At 72.8% G+C, this 17,127-nt stretch carries 13 protein-coding genes and 1 pseudogene; 6 read left to right on the top strand and 8 right to left on the bottom strand.

Annotated features, from left to right (window positions below):
* Nucleotides 1–48: 48 nt before the first annotated feature.
* Nucleotides 49–1,026: a GlxA family transcriptional regulator gene (locus ACN28F_RS13670; protein WP_289208332.1), complete on the bottom strand. Its 978-nt coding sequence runs from the start codon at nucleotides 1,024–1,026 to the stop codon at nucleotides 49–51.
* Nucleotides 1,027–1,178: 152 nt separating this feature from the next.
* Between ACN28F_RS13670 and ACN28F_RS13665 the strand changes: the two genes are divergently transcribed.
* The 4 genes from ACN28F_RS13665 (at nucleotide 1,179) to folE (ending at nucleotide 4,992) form a co-directional block, all read left to right on the top strand.
* Nucleotides 1,179–1,307 carry a hypothetical protein gene (locus tag ACN28F_RS13665; RefSeq protein WP_289208331.1) on the top strand — a complete coding sequence of 43 codons (129 nt, stop codon included), beginning with the start codon at nucleotides 1,179–1,181 and terminating at the stop codon, nucleotides 1,305–1,307.
* 71 nt (nucleotides 1,308–1,378) lie between these two features.
* Nucleotides 1,379–1,951 carry a hypoxanthine phosphoribosyltransferase gene (hpt, locus tag ACN28F_RS13660; RefSeq protein ID WP_289208330.1) on the top strand — a complete coding sequence of 191 codons (573 nt, stop codon included), beginning with the start codon at nucleotides 1,379–1,381 and terminating at the stop codon, nucleotides 1,949–1,951.
* Between the two features lie 348 nt (nucleotides 1,952–2,299).
* On the top strand, nucleotides 2,300–4,315 hold the full coding sequence (ftsH, locus tag ACN28F_RS13655; protein ID WP_289208329.1) for an ATP-dependent zinc metalloprotease FtsH: 2,016 nt from the start codon (nucleotides 2,300–2,302) through the stop codon (nucleotides 4,313–4,315).
* Nucleotides 4,316–4,365: 50 nt separating this feature from the next.
* On the top strand, nucleotides 4,366–4,992 hold the full coding sequence (gene folE, locus ACN28F_RS13650; RefSeq protein ID WP_289208328.1) for a GTP cyclohydrolase I FolE: 627 nt from the start codon (nucleotides 4,366–4,368) through the stop codon (nucleotides 4,990–4,992).
* A gap of 25 nt (nucleotides 4,993–5,017) precedes the next feature.
* On the opposite strand, the gene ACN28F_RS13645 is transcribed toward folE, so the two are convergent.
* On the bottom strand, nucleotides 5,018–5,647 hold the full coding sequence (locus ACN28F_RS13645) for a hypothetical protein (protein ID WP_289208327.1): 630 nt from the start codon (nucleotides 5,645–5,647) through the stop codon (nucleotides 5,018–5,020).
* Nucleotides 5,644–8,445 (bottom strand): cell division protein FtsK, encoded by a 2,802-nt coding sequence (locus ACN28F_RS13640; RefSeq protein WP_421358044.1) that lies wholly within the window; start codon nucleotides 8,443–8,445, stop codon nucleotides 5,644–5,646. Before ACN28F_RS13640 ends, ACN28F_RS13645 begins: the two co-directional genes overlap by 4 nt.
* Nucleotides 8,446–8,661: 216 nt before the next feature.
* Between ACN28F_RS13640 and ACN28F_RS13635 the strand changes: the two genes are divergently transcribed.
* Nucleotides 8,662–9,213: a hypothetical protein gene (locus tag ACN28F_RS13635; RefSeq protein ID WP_421358042.1), complete on the top strand. Its 552-nt coding sequence runs from the start codon at nucleotides 8,662–8,664 to the stop codon at nucleotides 9,211–9,213.
* A 13-nt stretch (nucleotides 9,214–9,226) separates the two neighbouring features.
* On the opposite strand, the gene ACN28F_RS13630 is transcribed toward ACN28F_RS13635, so the two are convergent.
* From ACN28F_RS13630 to ACN28F_RS13610, 5 genes and pseudogenes are all read right to left on the bottom strand, one after another.
* Nucleotides 9,227–9,829, bottom strand: coding sequence for a hypothetical protein (locus ACN28F_RS13630; RefSeq protein ID WP_289208324.1), 603 nt, complete (start codon nucleotides 9,827–9,829; stop codon nucleotides 9,227–9,229).
* Nucleotides 9,830–9,850: 21 nt separating this feature from the next.
* Nucleotides 9,851–10,978: a M23 family metallopeptidase gene (locus ACN28F_RS13625; RefSeq protein WP_289208323.1), complete on the bottom strand. Its 1,128-nt coding sequence runs from the start codon at nucleotides 10,976–10,978 to the stop codon at nucleotides 9,851–9,853.
* Nucleotides 10,975–11,523: a hypothetical protein gene (locus tag ACN28F_RS13620; protein ID WP_289208322.1), complete on the bottom strand. Its 549-nt coding sequence runs from the start codon at nucleotides 11,521–11,523 to the stop codon at nucleotides 10,975–10,977. Before ACN28F_RS13620 ends, ACN28F_RS13625 begins: the two co-directional genes overlap by 4 nt.
* Before the next feature lie 6 nt (nucleotides 11,524–11,529).
* Nucleotides 11,530–13,458, bottom strand: coding sequence for an MFS transporter (locus tag ACN28F_RS13615; RefSeq protein WP_289208321.1), 1,929 nt, complete (start codon nucleotides 13,456–13,458; stop codon nucleotides 11,530–11,532).
* A 1-nt stretch (nucleotide 13,459) separates the two neighbouring features.
* A pseudogene (locus tag ACN28F_RS13610) lies at nucleotides 13,460–16,506 on the bottom strand (ATP-binding protein); the annotation flags it as partial.
* Nucleotides 16,507–16,532: 26 nt separating this feature from the next.
* On the opposite strand from ACN28F_RS13610, the gene ACN28F_RS13605 reads away from it, so the two are divergent.
* On the top strand, nucleotides 16,533–17,048 hold the full coding sequence (locus ACN28F_RS13605) for a hypothetical protein (RefSeq protein WP_421358039.1): 516 nt from the start codon (nucleotides 16,533–16,535) through the stop codon (nucleotides 17,046–17,048).
* The last annotated feature ends 79 nt before the right edge of the window (nucleotides 17,049–17,127 follow it).

Genomic DNA, 17,127 nt, shown 5'->3' with positions numbered 1-17,127 from the left:
GGTGGGCACCACTCAGCCGGTGGGGGACGATCAGCCGGCGGCGACCACTCAGCCGGCGGCGGACGCGCCGACGGCGGTGCGGTCGCGGAACGTGCTGCGGTAGGCCTGCGGGGTGGCGCCGACCCGGCGGGTGAAGTGGTGGCGCAGGGTGGCCGCGTCGCCGAAGCCGCAGTGCCGGGCGACCGCCTCGACACCGAGGCTGGTCTCCTCCAGCAGTTGGCGGGCCCGGAGCACCCGTTGGCCGGTCAGCCAGTCGTGCGGGGTGGTGCCGGTTTCGGCGCGGAACCGCCGGGCGAAGGTGCGCGGGGCCATGTGCGCCCGTGCCGCGAGGTCGTCGACGCTCGCCGGTACGTCCAGGTGGGCCTGCATCCAGGCGAGCACCGGTTCCAGGGTGGTCGCGGTCGGGCTGGCCGCGATCGGGGTCTCGATGTACTGCGTCTGACCGCCGTCGCGGTGCGGCGGGACCACCATCCGACGGGCGAGCTTGGTGGCCAGCGCCGAGCCGTGCTCCTGGCGGACCAGGTGCAGGCAGGCGTCGATCCCGGCGGCGGTGCCGGCGCCGGTCAACACGTTGCCGTCGTGGACGTACAGGGAGTCGCACTGCACCCGGGCGGTCGGGTGACGGCGGGCGAGTTCGTCGGCGTACTTCCAGTGGGTCGTGCAGGCGCGGCCGTCGAGCAGACCGGCGGCGCCGAGCACGAACGCGCCGGAGCAGACACTGAGCAGGATGGCGCCGCGCCGGTCGGCGGCGCGTAGCGCGTCGAGCACCGGCGGCGGCACCGTGCGCTGGTAGGCGGCGGCCGGGACGGCCACCAGGTCGGCGTCGGCGACCGGCCCGAGGTCGGCGGTGGGGGTGATCGAGAACCCGGACGTGCTGCGGACCGGTGCCCCGTCGACGGTGCAGACGTCGAAGCGGTACGTCGGGAAGCCGTCGGCGCTGCGGTCCAGGCCGAAGACCTCGCAGATCACCCCGAGCTCGAAGGCGGCGACGTCGTCGAGGGCGATCACTGCGACGGTACGGATCATACGACCGAGGTTAGCGCGGTGCTGGCAGTAAATCGAGGGGCGATGGCATTCCTGCCACTGTCGGCCCGGGGCGGGCGGTCGCAGACTGGTCACAGACGTCCGGTGCGCACCGGCGGCAGACCTGTCGAACACCATCAGAAGGTGACGCCGCCATGGAACTGTTCATTGTCACGACGATCATCGCGTTGCTGGCCGCCGCCTCGGCGGCGGGCCTGACCCACGACAGCCGTGACTCGGCCGACTGGCGGCCGAGCCACCAGGGCGAGCGGCGCTCTTGGTGACCGGGTGGGCGATCATCGTCACGGCCGGCCCGGCTGCCGGTCGGTGAGCCGGATGCGGCAGGCTTAGGGGCATGGCTGACGGCTCCTGGTACGACGCCGACATCGACCACGTGATCATCACGGAGGACGAGATCCGCGAGAAGACGGCGGAACTCGCCAAGCAGGTCGCCACCGACCACGCCGACGTGCCGGGCGGGCTGCTGCTGGTCTGCGTGCTCAAGGGCGCGGTCATGTTCATGGCCGACTTCGCCCGGGCGCTCGGCCGGCAGGGCCCACCCGTGGAGCTGGAGTTCATGGCAGTCTCCTCCTACGGGCAGGGCACCACCTCGTCCGGCGTGGTGCGGATCCTCAAGGATCTGGAGCGCGACATCGCCGGCCGGCACGTACTGGTGGTCGAGGACATCATCGACTCCGGCCTGACCCTGTCCTGGCTGCTGAAGTACCTGGAGTCCCGGTCGGCGGCCAGCGTCGAGGTGGTCGCGCTGTTCCGCAAGCCGGAGGCGGTCAAGGTGCCGGTCCCGGTGCGGTACGTCGGTTTCGACATCCCGACCGAGTTCGTGGTGGGCTACGGCCTCGACTTCGCCGAGCGTTACCGGGAGTTGCCCTACGTCGGGGTGCTCAAGCCCGAGGTGTACGCCCGGTAGCCGTACCGGTGCGCGGCCGATGGTCGCCGTGGGCGGCCGGTAGCCGCGTACCAGCTGTCGCCGGGTCTTCCGTCCGGGAAACTCGCCGGGACGTCCAGGCCACTTCCAGAAAACAGCGCTACGGTGTCTGATGGTGCGGGCGAACACCCGTACCGGCGGGGCGGAAGCCACCGTACCGGCCAGTCGACAGGCCCACGCCGACCGACCGACCGGGCGCGCGGACACGCGCCGCGCCACCACGGTGTACCGTCGAATGACCGTGGCGTGCGGGTGGCGCCTCGGGGTCGCTAACCAGACGGTCAGAACGTCGATCAGGAGGGTCCGGGCGCCGCGGCGCTCGACATACGTATGGAACGTACGCGTTTCTTCCGCCGGCCGGTGGTCTGGATCATCCTGGTGATCATCGGTGCGATTGCGCTCAGCTCGTTCTTCACCAACGGCCCCAGCTACCACAAGGTGGACACCTCGGTGGCGCTGGAGCGGCTGGAGCAGGGCGGCATCGACAAGGCGATATTCCAGGACCGGGAGCAGACGATCCGGCTCGACCTGGCCGAGCCGGAGCAGTTCGGCGAGACCGAGACCGACCGGATCGAGGCACAGTTCCCGTACGAGGTCGGCGGCGAGATCTGGACCGACGTGCTGGCGGCCAAGGAGGCCGGCCGGATCACCGGCCCGGCCGAGGCCGAGGTCTCGTCGGACAGCATCTTCATCACGCTGCTGGTCAACCTGCTGCCCATCGCCATTCTGGTGATCCTGCTGCTGCTGTTCATGTCGCAGATGCAGGGCGGCGGCTCGCGGGTGCTCAACTTCGGCAAGTCCAAGGCGAAGGTGATCACCAAGGACACCCCGAAGACGACCTTCGCCGACGTCGCCGGCTCCGAGGAGGCGGTCGAGGAGCTGCAGGAGATCAAGGACTTCCTGCAGAACCCCGCGAAGTACCAGGCCCTCGGTGCCAAGATCCCCAAGGGCGTACTGCTGTTCGGCCCACCCGGTACCGGTAAGACCCTGCTGGCCCGCGCGGTCGCCGGCGAGGCCGGGGTGCCGTTCTACTCGATCTCCGGTTCCGACTTCGTCGAGATGTTCGTCGGCGTCGGCGCCAGCCGGGTCCGTGACCTGTTCGAGCAGGCCAAGGCGAACGCACCGGCGATCGTCTTCGTCGACGAGATCGACGCGGTCGGCCGGCACCGGGGTGCCGGCATGGGCGGCGGCCACGACGAGCGGGAACAGACCCTCAACCAGCTGCTGGTCGAGATGGACGGCTTCGACACCAAGGGCGGCGTGATCCTGATCGCCGCCACCAACCGGCCCGACATCCTCGACCCGGCGCTGCTGCGGCCCGGCCGGTTCGACCGGCAGATCCCGGTCGACGCCCCCGACATGGAGGGCCGCAAGGCGATCCTGCGGGTGCACGCCCGGGGCAAGCCGTTCGCGCCCGACGTCGACCTGGACGCGGTCGCCCGCCGGACCCCCGGCTTCAGCGGCGCCGACCTGGCCAACGTGATCAACGAGGCGGCGCTGCTGACCGCCCGGCAGGACGCCCGGGCGATCAGCAACGAGGCCCTGGAGGAGTCGATCGACCGGGTGGTTGCCGGCCCGCAGCGGCGGACCCGGGTGATGGGCGACAAGGAAAAGAAGATCACCGCGTACCACGAGGGCGGGCACGCCCTGGTCGCCTGGGCGTTGCCGCACGCCGCCCCGGTGCACAAGGTGACGATCCTGTCCCGTGGCCGGTCGCTGGGCCACACCCTGGTGCTGCCGACCGAGGACAAGTACACCCAGACCCGTGCCGAGATGATCGACACCCTGGCGTACGCCCTCGGTGGCCGGGCCGCCGAGGAGCTGGTCTTCCACGAGCCCACCACCGGTGCCGGCAACGACATCGAGAAGGCCAGCGCGCTGGCCCGGGCCATGGTCACCCAGTACGGCATGAGCGCCAAACTCGGCGCGGTCAAGTACGGCACCAACGGCGACGAGCCGTTCCTCGGCCGCACCATGGGCCACGAGCGGGACTACTCCGACACCGTCGCCGCGGAGATCGACGGCGAGGTCCGGGCGCTGATCGAGCTGGCCCACGACGAGGCGTGGGAGATCCTCGTCGAGTACCGCGACGTGCTCGACAACATGGTGCTGGAGCTGATGGAGAAGGAGACCCTCTCCACCGCCGACATGGCCCGGATCTGCGAGCGGGTGGTCAAGCGTCCGCCGATGGCCCCGTTCAACGGCTTCGGCAAGCGGCAGCCGTCGACCGAGCCGCCGGTGCTGACCCCGGCCGAGAAGGAGAACCTCGGCCGGCAGGCCGCCGAGGACGGTGCCCAGGCCATCTTCGGCACCGGCATGTCCGCCAACTCGGACGGCACCCCCTGAGCAGCCCGACACCGTCCAACGCGTCGTCGACCGAACCGGACGACGACGCGTTGGACTATCTCGCCGCCCGCCTGATCAACGGCAAACTCAACGGCACCCCGATCGAACGCTCCGTCGACCTGGGCCGCATCGAACGCGCCGTACGGGAGATCCTGATCGCCGTCGGCGAGGACCCGGACCGCGACGGGTTACGCCAGACGCCGGGGCGGGTCGCCCGCGCCTACGCCGAACTGCTGGCCGGACTGCGGGCCGACGCCGGCCAGGTGCTCACCACGACCTTCGAGGCCGACCACGACGAGCTAGTCCTGGTCCGCGACATCGAGGTCATGTCGCTGTGCGAGCACCACATGCTGCCGTTCCGGGGCGTGGCGCACATCGGCTACATCCCCGGCACCACCGGGCGGATCACCGGGCTGTCGAAGCTGGCCCGGCTGGTCGAGGTCTACGCGCGGCGGCTGCAGGTCCAGGAACGGTTGACCGCCCAGATCGCCGACACGCTGATGGCCCGGTTGGAGCCGCGTGGCGTGGTCGCCGTACTGGAGTGCGAGCACATGTGCATGGCCATGCGCGGCATCCAGAAGGCCGGAGCCCGGACGATCACCTCCGCCGTCCGTGGCGTGTTCCAGCGGGACGCCAAGTCCCGGGCCGAAGCGATGAGCCTGATCATCCACAGCTGAGCCTGGTACGACAGCGCCCGGGTCGTCACCGCAGCAGGGCGACGACGGCCGCGAGGACGAGCGCCAGCAGCAGCGGAGCGGAGCAGACGGCGAGGCCGGCCACCGGCGTACGGTCCACCTGCCGACCAGGGCCGGCGTAGACGAACCCGACGGCCAGCCAGCCGAGACCGAACGCCACCGCCGGCATCACCACCCCGCAGCCGAGCACGTAGCGCAGCGGCACCTGGTCGCCGGCGGCGGCGAACAACGCGATCTGGATCACCACGACGATCATCGCGAACGGCCCGTACACCAGCAGGTTGCGCAGCCACGCCGGGCTACCGCCGCCGGTCGGTGCCGGCCCGGCCAGTGCGGCCGCCGCCCCGTCCAGCGCGGCCACGGTCCGCGCCACCGTGGCCTGGCGGGCGGAGGCACCACCCGACTCGAGCGCGGCCCGCGTCGCGGCCACCTCCTCCGCCGCCGGGTCCAGGGCCCCCGGCGGTACGCCGAACGCGATCAGCTGGTGCCGCTGCGCCGCCAGCCGGTCCGTGATGGCCGACGATGCCCCCGGCGCACCGGGAGCCGCCCCCGGCGGCGGTACCGCCGGGGCCTGGCGCAGCCGGGCGAGTCGCCGGACGGTCGCGGCGTACTCCGCCCAGTCGGCGGGCGCGGTCACGACGGCACCTCCCCGTGGTCGGACACCGTGCCCCGGCCGTACGGCACGAAGACCGTGCGCCGGTCGGTCTGGGCGTCGTACAGCAGGCCACGACGGTCCCGGGGACGCCACGGCGGCAGCCGGTCCGGGCCGCCGGTGTCTGCGGCCACCGGCAGGTCGAGCAGCACGATGCCGGCGATCAGTTCCGGGCTCGGCCCGAGGAACGCCACGAACGGGTCCACCCGTTCCCAGCAGGAGAGCAGGTGGACCCCGCGCGCCGGTCCGGAATCCAGCAGGTTGCGCAGCCGGGCGGCGGCCGGCCCACCGAGTTCGAGTACGTCGGCCGTCGCGATGATCAGGTAGGCGGGTCCGGACGTGTCGCCGAGCGTCCGCAGCACGTCCAGATCGACGATCTCCGTCGTCAGCCGACCGTCGACGGCGGCGGCGAGGTTGTCGAGCTGCGGCCGGTCATGTTCGCCGAACGACACGAGGATCAGCCGGCCGGTGCCCGGCTCGTGCTGCCCGGCGAGGCTAGTGACCGCCGTGGCCAGTAGTTTGGCCGTCCGCGTACGGGAACCGAAGATGGCCAGGTGCCGCCCGGGGGCGCGTTCGAACCGGAACTCGGCTGCCCGCTCCGGCAGCTCCACCGCCCGACCGAGCCGGCACACCGGCGGCCCGGTGCCGTCGCCAGGTTTCGACGCGCCCGCCGCCGACATCGGTTCGGCGTACCCGGCGAACACCTGCGGCGGACTGGCCTGCGGGTCGGCCCGGGACCAGAGTTGCCGGCGTAGCCGGGCCAGCTCCGGCCGGTCCGCGTACGGGTCCGGGAAGGCGACGGTCCGCTCGTGGCCCCGGGTGGCACCCCGGGGCCCGCCGAGACCACCGGCGGTGTTCACCACCGCGCTGCCCAGCGGCAGGCCGGCCGCCGCGTCGTTGTCCGGCTCCAGCAGCCAGTCACCGCCGGGCAGCGCCACCCGTACGGGGAAGTGGCCGCGCAGCGTGTCGTCCTGCCACCAGGGCGCACCGGCGGCCGGCTCGGCTGGCCCGGCCGTCCCGCTGTCGGTGTCGTCGGCCGGTCGGCCGCCCGTCGAGTCGGCCAGCACCAGGTGGACGCCGCAGCCGCGGCCGCCCCGGGCGATCCGGTCCAGCAGGTCGACGGCGTCGGCGGCGGTGTCGCTGGAGCGGTCGAGCAGGGGCCCCGGATCCTTGATCACGCAGAGGACTCGGCCGATCCGGGCGTGTGCGGCGAGGTCGGCGAACCGGCTGGAGCCGCTGCGGCCGGCGAGCCAGGTGCGCCGCTCCACCTCGGCGGCGAGCAGCCGCAGCACCGACAGTCCGTACTCCGGGTCGGCCTCGACGCCGACCGACGCGACGTGCGGCAACCAGGCCGGCCCGGCCTGCGGTGACCCGGCCGGCCCGGCCTGCGGTGACCCGGCCGGCCCGGCCTGCGGTGACCCGGCCGGCCCGGCCTGCGGTGGCCCGCCCGGCTCGGCTGCGGCGGACATGACGCCGGCGAAGGACTCCCCGGGCGACAGGTCCACCAGATGGACGGTCAGCTCGTCCGGCGGGTACCGGACGGCGAGCCCGTACAGGACGTCGACCAGGAACTCGGCCACTCCGGCACCGGCCTCGCCGGCGACCAGCCAGTGGGGGGTGACGTCGGTGAGGCCCAGCGGCACCTGGCGGTGGCCGTCGAAACCGGCGACGACCACCAGCCCGTCGGCCGCCGACTCGGTCCAGCACCCCGTGGCCGGGTCGGGCAGGAGTTCGGTGAGCGTCGGGCGGGCCGGGGGACCGGCCGCCGCCAGTTCGGCGCTGACCCGGTCGACGAGGTGGTGCGGTGGGTCCGCGTCGAGGTACACCGGTACGGCCAACCCGCCCGGCCGGCCGGGCCCGGCCGACGCGGGATCGCCGAAGGCCTCGCCTGGCGGGTCGCCGACCAGCACGTGCGGATTGCGCAGCCGGACCGTGGTGCTGCGGGGCAGGTCGGCGCGGGTCTGCTCGAGGCTCAACGGCGGCGGCGGCCAACCCGCGACCACCAGGTGCAGACCGTGTTCGGGGCCGGCCTGGGCGAGCCGGGCGATCCGGTCGAGATCGACGCCCTCGGTGTCCTCGGGCAGTGACGCGATCACCAGGACCATGAACCGGCCGTGCCGATGGTGCCGGGCGACGGTCGGTCGGGCCGGACGGATCCACTGTTCCGCCTCGGCCAGCACGGATCGCAGCCCGGCGGTCTGGGTCGCCGCCGGGCGCAGTACGCCAGCGTCGATCAGCGCCCCGAACGGGGCCAGTACGCCGCCGGGCACTGTCGCGATGCCGTCCACCGCCCGTACCGTCAGGCGGCGCTGCGGTACGGCGGCCAGCAGCCGGAGCACCAGCGCCCGGAGCAGTCCGGCCACCCGTCTGTCCCGGACGTCGCCGTCGACGGCCAGGTGCCCGGTGCCCAGCAGCGGTACGACGACCGGGAAGCGGGCGTCGTCGAGCGGCTGGGCGATCCCGATCCGGACGTGCCCGGCCTGGTCCACGTCGCCGAGCGGCAGGGCCGGGGTCTGCGCGTCCAGCGGCGCGCCCCACCAGCCGGGGGCCAGCCGGGCGGCGAGGCTGCGTAACTGTTCGGCGATCTCGTGCTGGCTCGTGCCCGGGTCGACGCCGTTGCGGTCGGCGCCAGCACGGTCAGCGCCGTCACGGTCGACGCCGTCACGGTCGACGCCGGGCCGGTCGGTGCCGGCTGCCGGGTGGTGGCCGGTCAGCGTCAGGGCGGCGACGCCGGCGGCAGCCGAGCGGTGCAGCGCGGCGGCGCGGTCCAGGTCAATGCCCATCTCGACCACCTGCCTACTGCTTGTTCGCCAACCCGATCTGGCGGGTGCCGGTCGAGTCCAGACCTGAGACGGTATCCCAGCGATCTGGGAGCCGGTCGGCGGCAACCGATGTTTCACGATTGATCGGCACTCGTCGGGGTGCTTCGCCGGATATGTGACCAATGAGGACGCCGCTCCGCTATTCAGTCTCACGTTGTCGACGGATACTGTCGAAGGGTGGAGCAGACGCGACCGGCGACCCCCGTACGCCGGGGCTGGGTGCCCCGGCAGCGGACCGCTCCGGGCGTAACCCCCCCGGTGGTGGTCCCGCCCGGTCGCCGGCTCCGCCTCGTGGTGGTCCTGGTCGCCGGTGCCCTCGCCCTGCTCTGCATGGGCGGGGTCGGCGTCGCCTTCGTGCTCTACGCCAACGTCACCACCCCCGACCGCAGCACGCCGGAGACGGCGGCGCTGAGCTTCCTCGACGCGTACCTGTTGCAGCGCGACGATGTCGTGGCCGATCTGCATCTCTGCGAGCAACCGTCGATCGCGCCGCTGACCGCCTACCGCACCGACACCGTCGAGTGGGAGCAGCGTCAGGGCACCCTGTCGGCGATGACGATCGGGCAGTTGACCACCGAGTCCTCGGGACAGGACCGGGCGGTGCTGACCGTGGAGGTGGAACGGAGGCTGCCGACCGGCGGGTTGATCACCCGGCTGACCGACCGTTGGCGGATCACCACGGTGGACGAGGACGGCTGGCGGGTCTGCCAGGTCGAGCGGTTGACGTGAGCGCGGCGACGCGTCACTCGACCCAGACCAGATGCACCGGCAGTTCGATGGTCTCCGGCGGCTGCCCGGTCCAGACCCAGCGGTACCACGCCAGCTCGGTGCTGGCCCGGACACAGATGTCGCCGTCGGCGCCGGTGTGCAGCTCGGTGACCGCGCGTAGATCCCGGCGTTCCGTGCCGTCGTCCATGTGCACGATGCGGCGGCCGGCGAGCGGGCCGGCGTCGACCGCAGGCACCGGGAAGCGGGCCGCCGGGGCGTCCAACGAGACCAGCCGCGACAGGACGTCGTCGCGCGGCGGGGCGGTCAGCCGCTCGTCCGGCCGCTCGACCCAGACCCGGTCCGCCGGCACCAGCGGCGCGAACACCTCGACGCCCTCGGACTCCGCCCGGTACCACTCCTGTTCCGGTAGCACCGGCACGTAGGTGCGGCTGCGCTGGACGACCTTCTCGTCGCCGCGCAGATCGCCGCGCCAACCGGTGCCGGGCAGCCCGATCAGCACCCGCCGACCGCGCAGTTCCGGCTCGGCGGCGGCCGGCACCAGGGCCAGTGGCCGGGGTGGTCGGGGCGCCCAGTCGGGTTGGTCGGCGAAGGGATCCGGCATCGGTTCCCGGGTCATCGTGTCCTCCCGCCCGGTCGATCAGCCGCTCTCACCCAGTGGCGCGCCCCGCTCCCGCATGAAGGGCACCGGGTCGACCGCGCCGCGTCGGCTCCGGTCGCCGTCGATGTGCACCTCGAAGTGCAGGTGCGGTCCGGACGAGTTGCCGCTGGAGCCGACCTTGCCGATCACCTGCCCGGCGTCGACCAGGTCTCCGGTGGCGACGTCCGGCCGTTGCACCATGTGACAGTATCTCGTGATCACCTGGTCGGCGTGCAGGATGTCCACGAACCAGCCGCAGCCGCCCGTGTCGGTGGAGCCGTCGACGTCGCAGTTGAGGCGGCCGTACTGGTCCGGGTCGCACCGCGAGACGATCACCCGGCCTGCCGCCGCGGCCCGGATCAGCACCCCCTTGGGCTGGGCGATGTCCACCCCGTTGTGTCCCGGCCGGGCATTGGTGCGGAACCCGGAGCCGACGTTGCCCGGCACCGGCCTGGTCCACCCCGAGGCGGCGATCTCCCCGTCGGCGGCGCAGCGGAGCCCGTCGGGCCCGCTCACCGCGCGGGCCGCGCCGTCGGTGAGGACGTTGACGATCCGGGTGGCGAGGGGTTCGTGCTTGGCGTAGGCGTCCGGGAAGGCGCTGACCTGTACGCGCTGCGCGGCGACGGTCAACGCCATCGTCTCCCAGCCGTCGATGGTGAGCAGCTTGTCGTAGAACTTCCCGGACGAGTACGCCGGGTCCTGCAACTGCTCGGGGGTGCCCCAGCCCTGACTCGGCCGCTGCTGGAACAGCCCGAGCGAGTCGTGATCGTTGCGGGACCCCAGATTCCCCAGGTTGCGCAGGGCGGACTCCTGCATGGCGGTGGCGACCGCGATCACCCAGCCGCGCGGCGGGACCGACATTTCGGCACCGACGTTGATGATCACCACCGCGTTGGCGATCTGGTCCGGCCCGTACGGCCCGATCCGGGGCGCACGGTCGGGGTCGACCGGCCCCTCCCGGCCGCAGCCGAACGTGCTGAACAGGGTCGACTGGTCGGCGTCCTCGCTGAACAGCACGGCGCCGATCCCGCCGGTGCAGCAGAGCAGCACCATCGTCGCGGTCAGCGCCACGGTGAGGGCGACGTGCCGGCCGGCCCGCGACCGGAGACTGGGTTCGGCGTCGCTCATCCCCGCTCCCAGTCCACCCCGTCGACCAACCAGATCCCGTCCGGGCCGGTCAGCCGCAGCCGCAGCAGGCCGGAGTCCACGTCGATCACCACCTCGACCAGATTCGTCGCGTACGGCACGACGGCGGGCTCCCCGGTCAACCGCTCCGCCGGCACCACCACCGGGTCCACTCCGACCAGCTTGTCGGCGAGCTCGGCGGTGACGTACGGGCGCAGCCCCCGGTGCCACTGCTCCGGGGCGAGATCGCGCCGGATCCATTCGGTCGCGAAGTCCATCGCGACGGTCTGCGGCTCCGGCGCGCCCGGACTGGTCACCGGGTCGGGCGGCGGGGCGACCGACTGGATGCCGTCGTCACCGGCGGTCGGGTCGATGGTCAGCGCCGGTTGTGGACCGGGGTTGCCCAACGGCGGCCGGACGGCACCGTCACCGGGACCGACCACCTGCCCGACCCCGATCACGCTGACCACGACGACGAGCAGCAGGATCGCCAGCCCGACCCGGGACCGGAAGAGGAACCGGGTCAGGAAGGCGATGACGGCGCGCATCCGGGGTCACCGCGCCTCGGTACGGATCCGTGGCTTCGGCGCCTCGGTGCTCTTCGGCGCGCTGCCCGGCCGGTAGACGGCGTACTGCTGCTGCTCGGCCGGCACGTCGGGAGCCGTCCAGGTCGGAGTGCGGCGCGGTCTGGCCGCCGGGGCCGTCGAGCGCTCCGGCGACGGTTCCGGGGCCGATTCGCGACCGTCCGGGCGTTCCCGCACCGGGGCGGCGGTGCTGTCGGTGCGTGGCTTGTCGGCGGCCGGATCCTCCAGGCGGGCCTCCGGTCGTACGGTGGACTGCTTGACCACCGTGCTACGGTCACTGCCCTTGGTACGGACCACGACCTGTTCCGGCTCGCGGGTCTCCCGGGTCTCCCGGAAGTAGCGCAGGTGCCAGGAGTTGCCGCCACCGGCGCCGCCGCGACCGCCCAGTTCGGTGATCCGCCGGTACGGGCGCAGCAACAGCCAGCCGACCATGCCGCAGAGCCAGATCAGCACCACCTGCAGCCAGCCCGGCAGGGTCGGCGTACTCATGATCAGATCGACGGCGAAGAGGTACACGGCCGCGCCGGTACCGAAGATCGCGATGTTGAAGATCGCGGCGACGACCGCGTTGCCGAGCCGGCGCATCCCGGCCCCGGCCGGGCGCAGCAGCCCGATGGTGCCGAGGATCGGCGCCGCGACCACCACCCAGCGGAAGAGCAGGAAGCCCAGCAGCACGAGCAGCGACGCCGCCAGGTCGAACATGGCGAACATGACCGCAGCGAAGATCGCGATCAGGCCGGTACCGACCCGGTCCATCTCGCGGATGCCCTGCAGGTGCTCGTACGCCTCCGGATCCTCGGTCCGGATCTGCTCGGCCACCTTCATCCACTGCTGGTTCTTGGCCGCGATGATGGCGTCGCGTCGCGCCGGGTCGGCCCGGATCGCCTCGATCTCGGCCCAGGTGAAGGCCTGGGCGTCGTACAGCGCGAAGCCGTACTTCTGGGCCGTCGGGCTGTCCGCCGACCCGAGCACCCCCCGCAGCCAGTTGCGGTAGACCATTGACGAGGTGATGGTGTCGCTGGCCCGCACGGCCGGCGGGCGCTGGTCGGCGCAGCGCTGCGCGTCTGCCTCCGGGCAGTCCTCGGCCGGAATCTCGACGGCGCGGGGGCCGACCGCTTCGTGCACGACGCCGAGCGTGCTGGTCAGGGCGCCGTCGGCGAGGTTGGCCGAGCGCACCGGCCAGGCGGCGATCGCCGTCACCACCACCATGATCAGGACCGCCCAGCCAGCAGTGGTGATCATGTTGCTCATGTCGGACTGCCGGGACCGCCAGATCAGGTAGAGGCCGACCACGCAGAGCGTGATCAGGCCGAAGACGGTGAAGACCTCCTCGTAGATGGCGGTGGTGGCCTGCTCCACCAGAGGGTCGGCCCAGGCGTACATGGTGCCCGGATCCCAGGCGCGTTCGCGGATCGCGTTCGAGGCGCCGATGATCGCCGTGGCCACCATCATCTCGAAGTTGGCGAGGCCGTTGAACGCGCTGACGTCGACGTTGGTCACGCTGGAGGCGCAGCCGCCGTCGAGGTCGTAGGTGGGGAACCGGTAGCCGGCGTATCCGTAGTTCATGTACAGCCCGCCCGCGCCCTCGGTCTGCTCCGGCTGGGTGGCGAACCAGCCGCCGAAGCCGGAGTCGGGAGCGCTCGGGGCCGGTGGCTTCAGACACTGGGCGCGGGCGGAACCGACGTCCTCCAGCCGGTCGAGGCAGGCCCGGAAGTCGGCCTGCCACGCCTCCACCGGGCACAGGTTCGTCGGATCCTGGGCCGGCAGTTGGGCGATCGGGGCGATCGGGGCGGCCTGTGCGGCGGATCCGGCACCCAGGACCGGCCAGGAGACGCTCGCCACGGCGGTGATCAGGACGGCGAGCAGTAGTGCGGTGCACCGGGTCGCGGTCCTCGCCACGTCACACCTCCAGGTCGCTGAGCGCTGATGGCAGTCCTGCCGGTGCCGACTGCGGCGTGCCGGGCGTGGTGTCCAGATGGTCGAGCAGGCCGTCCACGTATGACACGTCGACCCGGACCTTCTGCACCCGGCCGTCCACGTCGCGCATGATGAACTCACGGAAGCCGAGGCGGGCCGCCGACGAGCTGTCTACGCTGGACAACGAGGCGAGGGTCGCTTCGTAACCGTCGTCGACCGGGACCCGCAGCAGGCGTAGCGCCTCGGCGGCGATCTCCTCGTCCTCGGCGATGCGTCCGACGAAGACGGTGGAGACCAGGTTCTGCACGTCGAGGCCGAGGATGTCCTTCGGGTTCTGTGAGGAGACCAGCGCCGCGAGGTTCCACTTGCGGGAGTCTCTGGCGAGTCGGACCAGGAAGGACCGGCCGGAGCGCCAGCCCTCCATGAAGTGCGCCTCGTCGAGGCCGACCAGTTTGCGCGACGACATCGAGCCGCCGTAGCAGCGCCGGACGGCGAGCCGGTGCGCGGTGTGCAGCATCGGCAGCGCCAGGGCCTCCTCCGCCGACCAGTACTCGCGTTCGATCTTCAGGTCCGGCAGCCGCAGCCCGGCCATGGTGATCACGGTCAGCGCGGCGTCGGCGCCGAGCAGCCCGGGCGACGGGGAGCCGAAGAACAGCAGCGCCAACGGCATCTCGGCGGTGTCCAGCAGCAGGTTCGCCAGCTCCCGGCCGTCCTCGTCGATGCCGTTGAGGCAGGCGACGACGTCGTCGAGGGTCGAGGTCTCCTCGGCGGGGACCTGCCGGACCGCGTGCCGCAGCAGGGTGGCGGTCGAGGATTCCCGGGCCACCTGCGGCGGCACCAGCATCATGCAGATGTCCTGGACGAGCATCCGACGTTCGGCCCGGGCGTTGGAGACGGCGATCTCGTACTCGCGGTCGCCGGCGGCGCCGGTCGCGAACTCCGCCCGGATCGGGGTCGGGATCAGCGAGTACGGCGCCAACGTGCCCTGTTCGGAGCCGGTCAGGTTGAGCACCCGCGAGTACGGCCGCAGCTCCGGCATGGCGCAGAGCCGGGCGAGCGGCCCGGACGGGTCGAGCAGCGTCACCTGCACGCCCCGGCGGGCGGCCAGGTATCCGAGGGCACCGAGCAGGGTCGACTTGCCACCGCCGGGTTCGGCGACGAAGACGGCGAGCCCGGACCGTTCCCGGACCTCCATCGGAAAGTGCAGGTCGAGGAAGACGGGTCGGCGGCAGGTGCCGGCGGTCCGGCCGATCAGGTCGCCACGGCGGTCGCCGACGGTGGACGCCGCCTGCGGCAGCGCGGCGGCGAGCAGCTTCACCGGCATCCGTCGGATGTAGCCGGTGTTGGCCACCGGTTCGCCGGGGATGAACTCGCGGGCCAGCCAGTCCTGGTTCTTCGGGTGCTGCAGCGAGATCCGCATCTCGCGGGAGTAGAGCTGGATGAGCCGGCGGGCGCGTTCCAGGCACTCCTCCCGGGTGCGGCCGCCGACCGCGATGCGGTGCCAGCCGTGTGCCCGGGCGGACTCGACGGGCAGTCCGGTGGTCATCTCGTCGCCGATGTTGAGCGCCCGTTTCGCCAGGCGCTCGAGCTCCGGCGGGGCGTCGATGCCGTGTTCGGCGTAGTCGAGCTGCTGCGACCGGATCATGCGGAGCCGGTGTTCCAGGTTGCGGAACGAGTCGGTGGGGCCGAGCAGGTCGATCCGGGAGGAGATCTCCATCGGCCAGGGCAGCCGCTCGTGGAAGTGCATCCACGGCTCGTGCCGTTCGGGGATCTCCAGCGGTTCCATCCGGCCCACGGCCAGCACGGCGACGTGGCGTTCCTCGCCGGACATCCGGTTGACCAGCTTGAGCGTCGAGCCGTACGGGGTGCGGTAGCGCTCGATCTGTTCGGTGAGGGCGAGCAGGTCGCCACGGTCCCAGTTGCCGTCGCGCACCGGCGACAGCATCGTCGGTGGGGTCATGCACAGGGCGACCGACCGGTAGAGCAGCCATTCGAGTTCGCCGGCGGTGACCCGCCGGCCGCGCATCCCGAAGGCACCGAGGACCTCGTCGAACTGGTCGACCATCCGGCCGAGCCGGCGGCGTTCGCTCTCGGCGACGCCCCGGCCGAACAACCGCAGCACCCGTTCGGACAGCGAGTCGCCGAGCGACCGCCGGGCGAAGGTGATGCCCAGGTAGGTCTGGCCTTCGGCGTGGTTGACCGACATCAGGTGTCGTTGGGCGGCGACCAGGTGGTCGGCCCAGGACGCGGCTCCGTCGACGGCGGCCAGCGGGTGGGCGGTGAGCCCGTCGATGGTCCGGGCCCATTCGTCGGCGGGGAACGGTCGGGTGGTGCGGCGCAGGTGCAGCCGGAAGCCGGCGAGTCCGGCGTACTGCTCGGAGATCGCCGACAGCAGCACCTCCCGTTCGGCGTCGGGCCGGAAGGCCCAGCGCACCTCCGGAAGCCAGTACCAGGCGGTGACGGTGTTCGGGGTGAAGGTCAGGTGGCCGGCGATCTCGGTGATCGCGAGTTCGGCGGCGGGGTCGCGGTCGGTGAACTTGACCTTCGGGGGGCGTACCGGGACCGGCTTGATCGGTTTGTCGGACCGGGAGGTCTCGGCCTTGGGTCGCCGCCGTGGTCGTCTGCCACCGGTGGTGGCCGGCGCGACACCGGCACCGGCTGCGGGGTCGGCGGTGTCGTCGGCCGTCCGGGCAGCGGTGCTGTCGGCCGTCGGGCCGGCGACGGGGGCGTCCCGGCCGCTTCGGCCGGCGGGCGGGCCGACGGTGGGATCGGGCCGGCCGGCGGTGTCCCGGCCGGCCGCCGGCGGGCCGGGGACGTCGCCGGGCGCGACCTGGTCCGGCGAGGTCCGGGTCCGTGGTGCCGGGCGGTCCGGCGGCGTCGTCCGTGCCGTCGGTGCGGGGCGTGCGTCGGGGTACGGGTGGCCCGCGCGGTCCGCCGGGGCGGTGCCGGGCCCGTGCGGTGCCGGGGCCGCCAGCTCCGTCGGGGCGGCGGCCTCTGCTGCGGTACGGGGCGGTGGTGCCGCGCTGCGCCGTCGGGTCGCCGGATCGGGGTGATCGGTGGTGGGGCCGGTCAGCGCGGTGCCGATCTGGTCCGGCGGGGGTCCGGTGGGCCCGGAGCGGGCCGGCGGGGTCTGGGTGGGCCCGGAGCGGGCCGGCGGGGTCTGGGTGGGCCCGGAGCGGGCCGGCGGTGCGGTGGCGCGGGGTGGGGCCGGCGGTGGGATCTCGGCGGGGCGCGCGGGAGGCTCGATGGCGGCGGGCCGGGTCGGCGGTTCGATGGCGGTGGGCCGGTTCGGGGGCTGGATCGCCGGCCGGTGCCGCTGGGTGGTGGGAGTGGTGCCGGAGAACAGGTCGAGGAAGGGCGAGTCGATGTCGCCGTGGTCGGTGACACCGGAGGCCCGAGGGGGCGGTACCGGGTGGTGCGGCGAGGTCGGCGTGGCGGCCGGGCCGGCGGCGGTACGGCCGGCGCGGGGGCCGCGGGTCGCCGACGGGGTCTGGAAGACCGCGACCGCGCCGTGGCTAGGGCTGGTGACGAGCTCGGTCTCGGCCGCCTCGTCCACGTCGGGGTCGCGGTAGTCGTGTGATCGCTTACCGTTACCGCCGTTGCCGGCCGGCTGACCTGCCGGGCGGGGGCCGCCCGGCGGGAATGATCGAC

It is taken from the genome of Solwaraspora sp. WMMA2101, from assembly GCF_049179175.1.
Lineage (GTDB): Bacteria > Actinomycetota > Actinomycetes > Mycobacteriales > Micromonosporaceae > Micromonospora_E.
The sequence above is the reverse complement of the archived record's forward strand: the minus strand, read 5'-3'. Positions and strand labels throughout refer to the sequence as shown.

Bases quoted from the DNA above. Each gene is read 5' to 3' on its own strand.
- ACN28F_RS13670 (WP_289208332.1), bottom strand. From the start codon at position 1,026: ATGATCCGTACCGTCGCAGTGATCGCCCTCGACGACGTCGCCGCCTTC.
- ACN28F_RS13665 (WP_289208331.1), top strand. From the start codon at position 1,179: ATGGAACTGTTCATTGTCACGACGATCATCGCGTTGCTGGCCGCCGCC.
- hpt (WP_289208330.1), top strand. From the start codon at position 1,379: ATGGCTGACGGCTCCTGGTACGACGCCGACATCGACCACGTGATCATC.
- ftsH (WP_289208329.1), top strand. From the start codon at position 2,300: ATGGAACGTACGCGTTTCTTCCGCCGGCCGGTGGTCTGGATCATCCTG.
- ACN28F_RS13640 (WP_421358044.1), bottom strand. From the start codon at position 8,445: ATGGGCATTGACCTGGACCGCGCCGCCGCGCTGCACCGCTCGGCTGCC.
- ACN28F_RS13630 (WP_289208324.1), bottom strand. From the start codon at position 9,829: ATGACCCGGGAACCGATGCCGGATCCCTTCGCCGACCAACCCGACTGG.
- ACN28F_RS13625 (WP_289208323.1), bottom strand. From the start codon at position 10,978: ATGAGCGACGCCGAACCCAGTCTCCGGTCGCGGGCCGGCCGGCACGTC.
- ACN28F_RS13620 (WP_289208322.1), bottom strand. From the start codon at position 11,523: ATGCGCGCCGTCATCGCCTTCCTGACCCGGTTCCTCTTCCGGTCCCGG.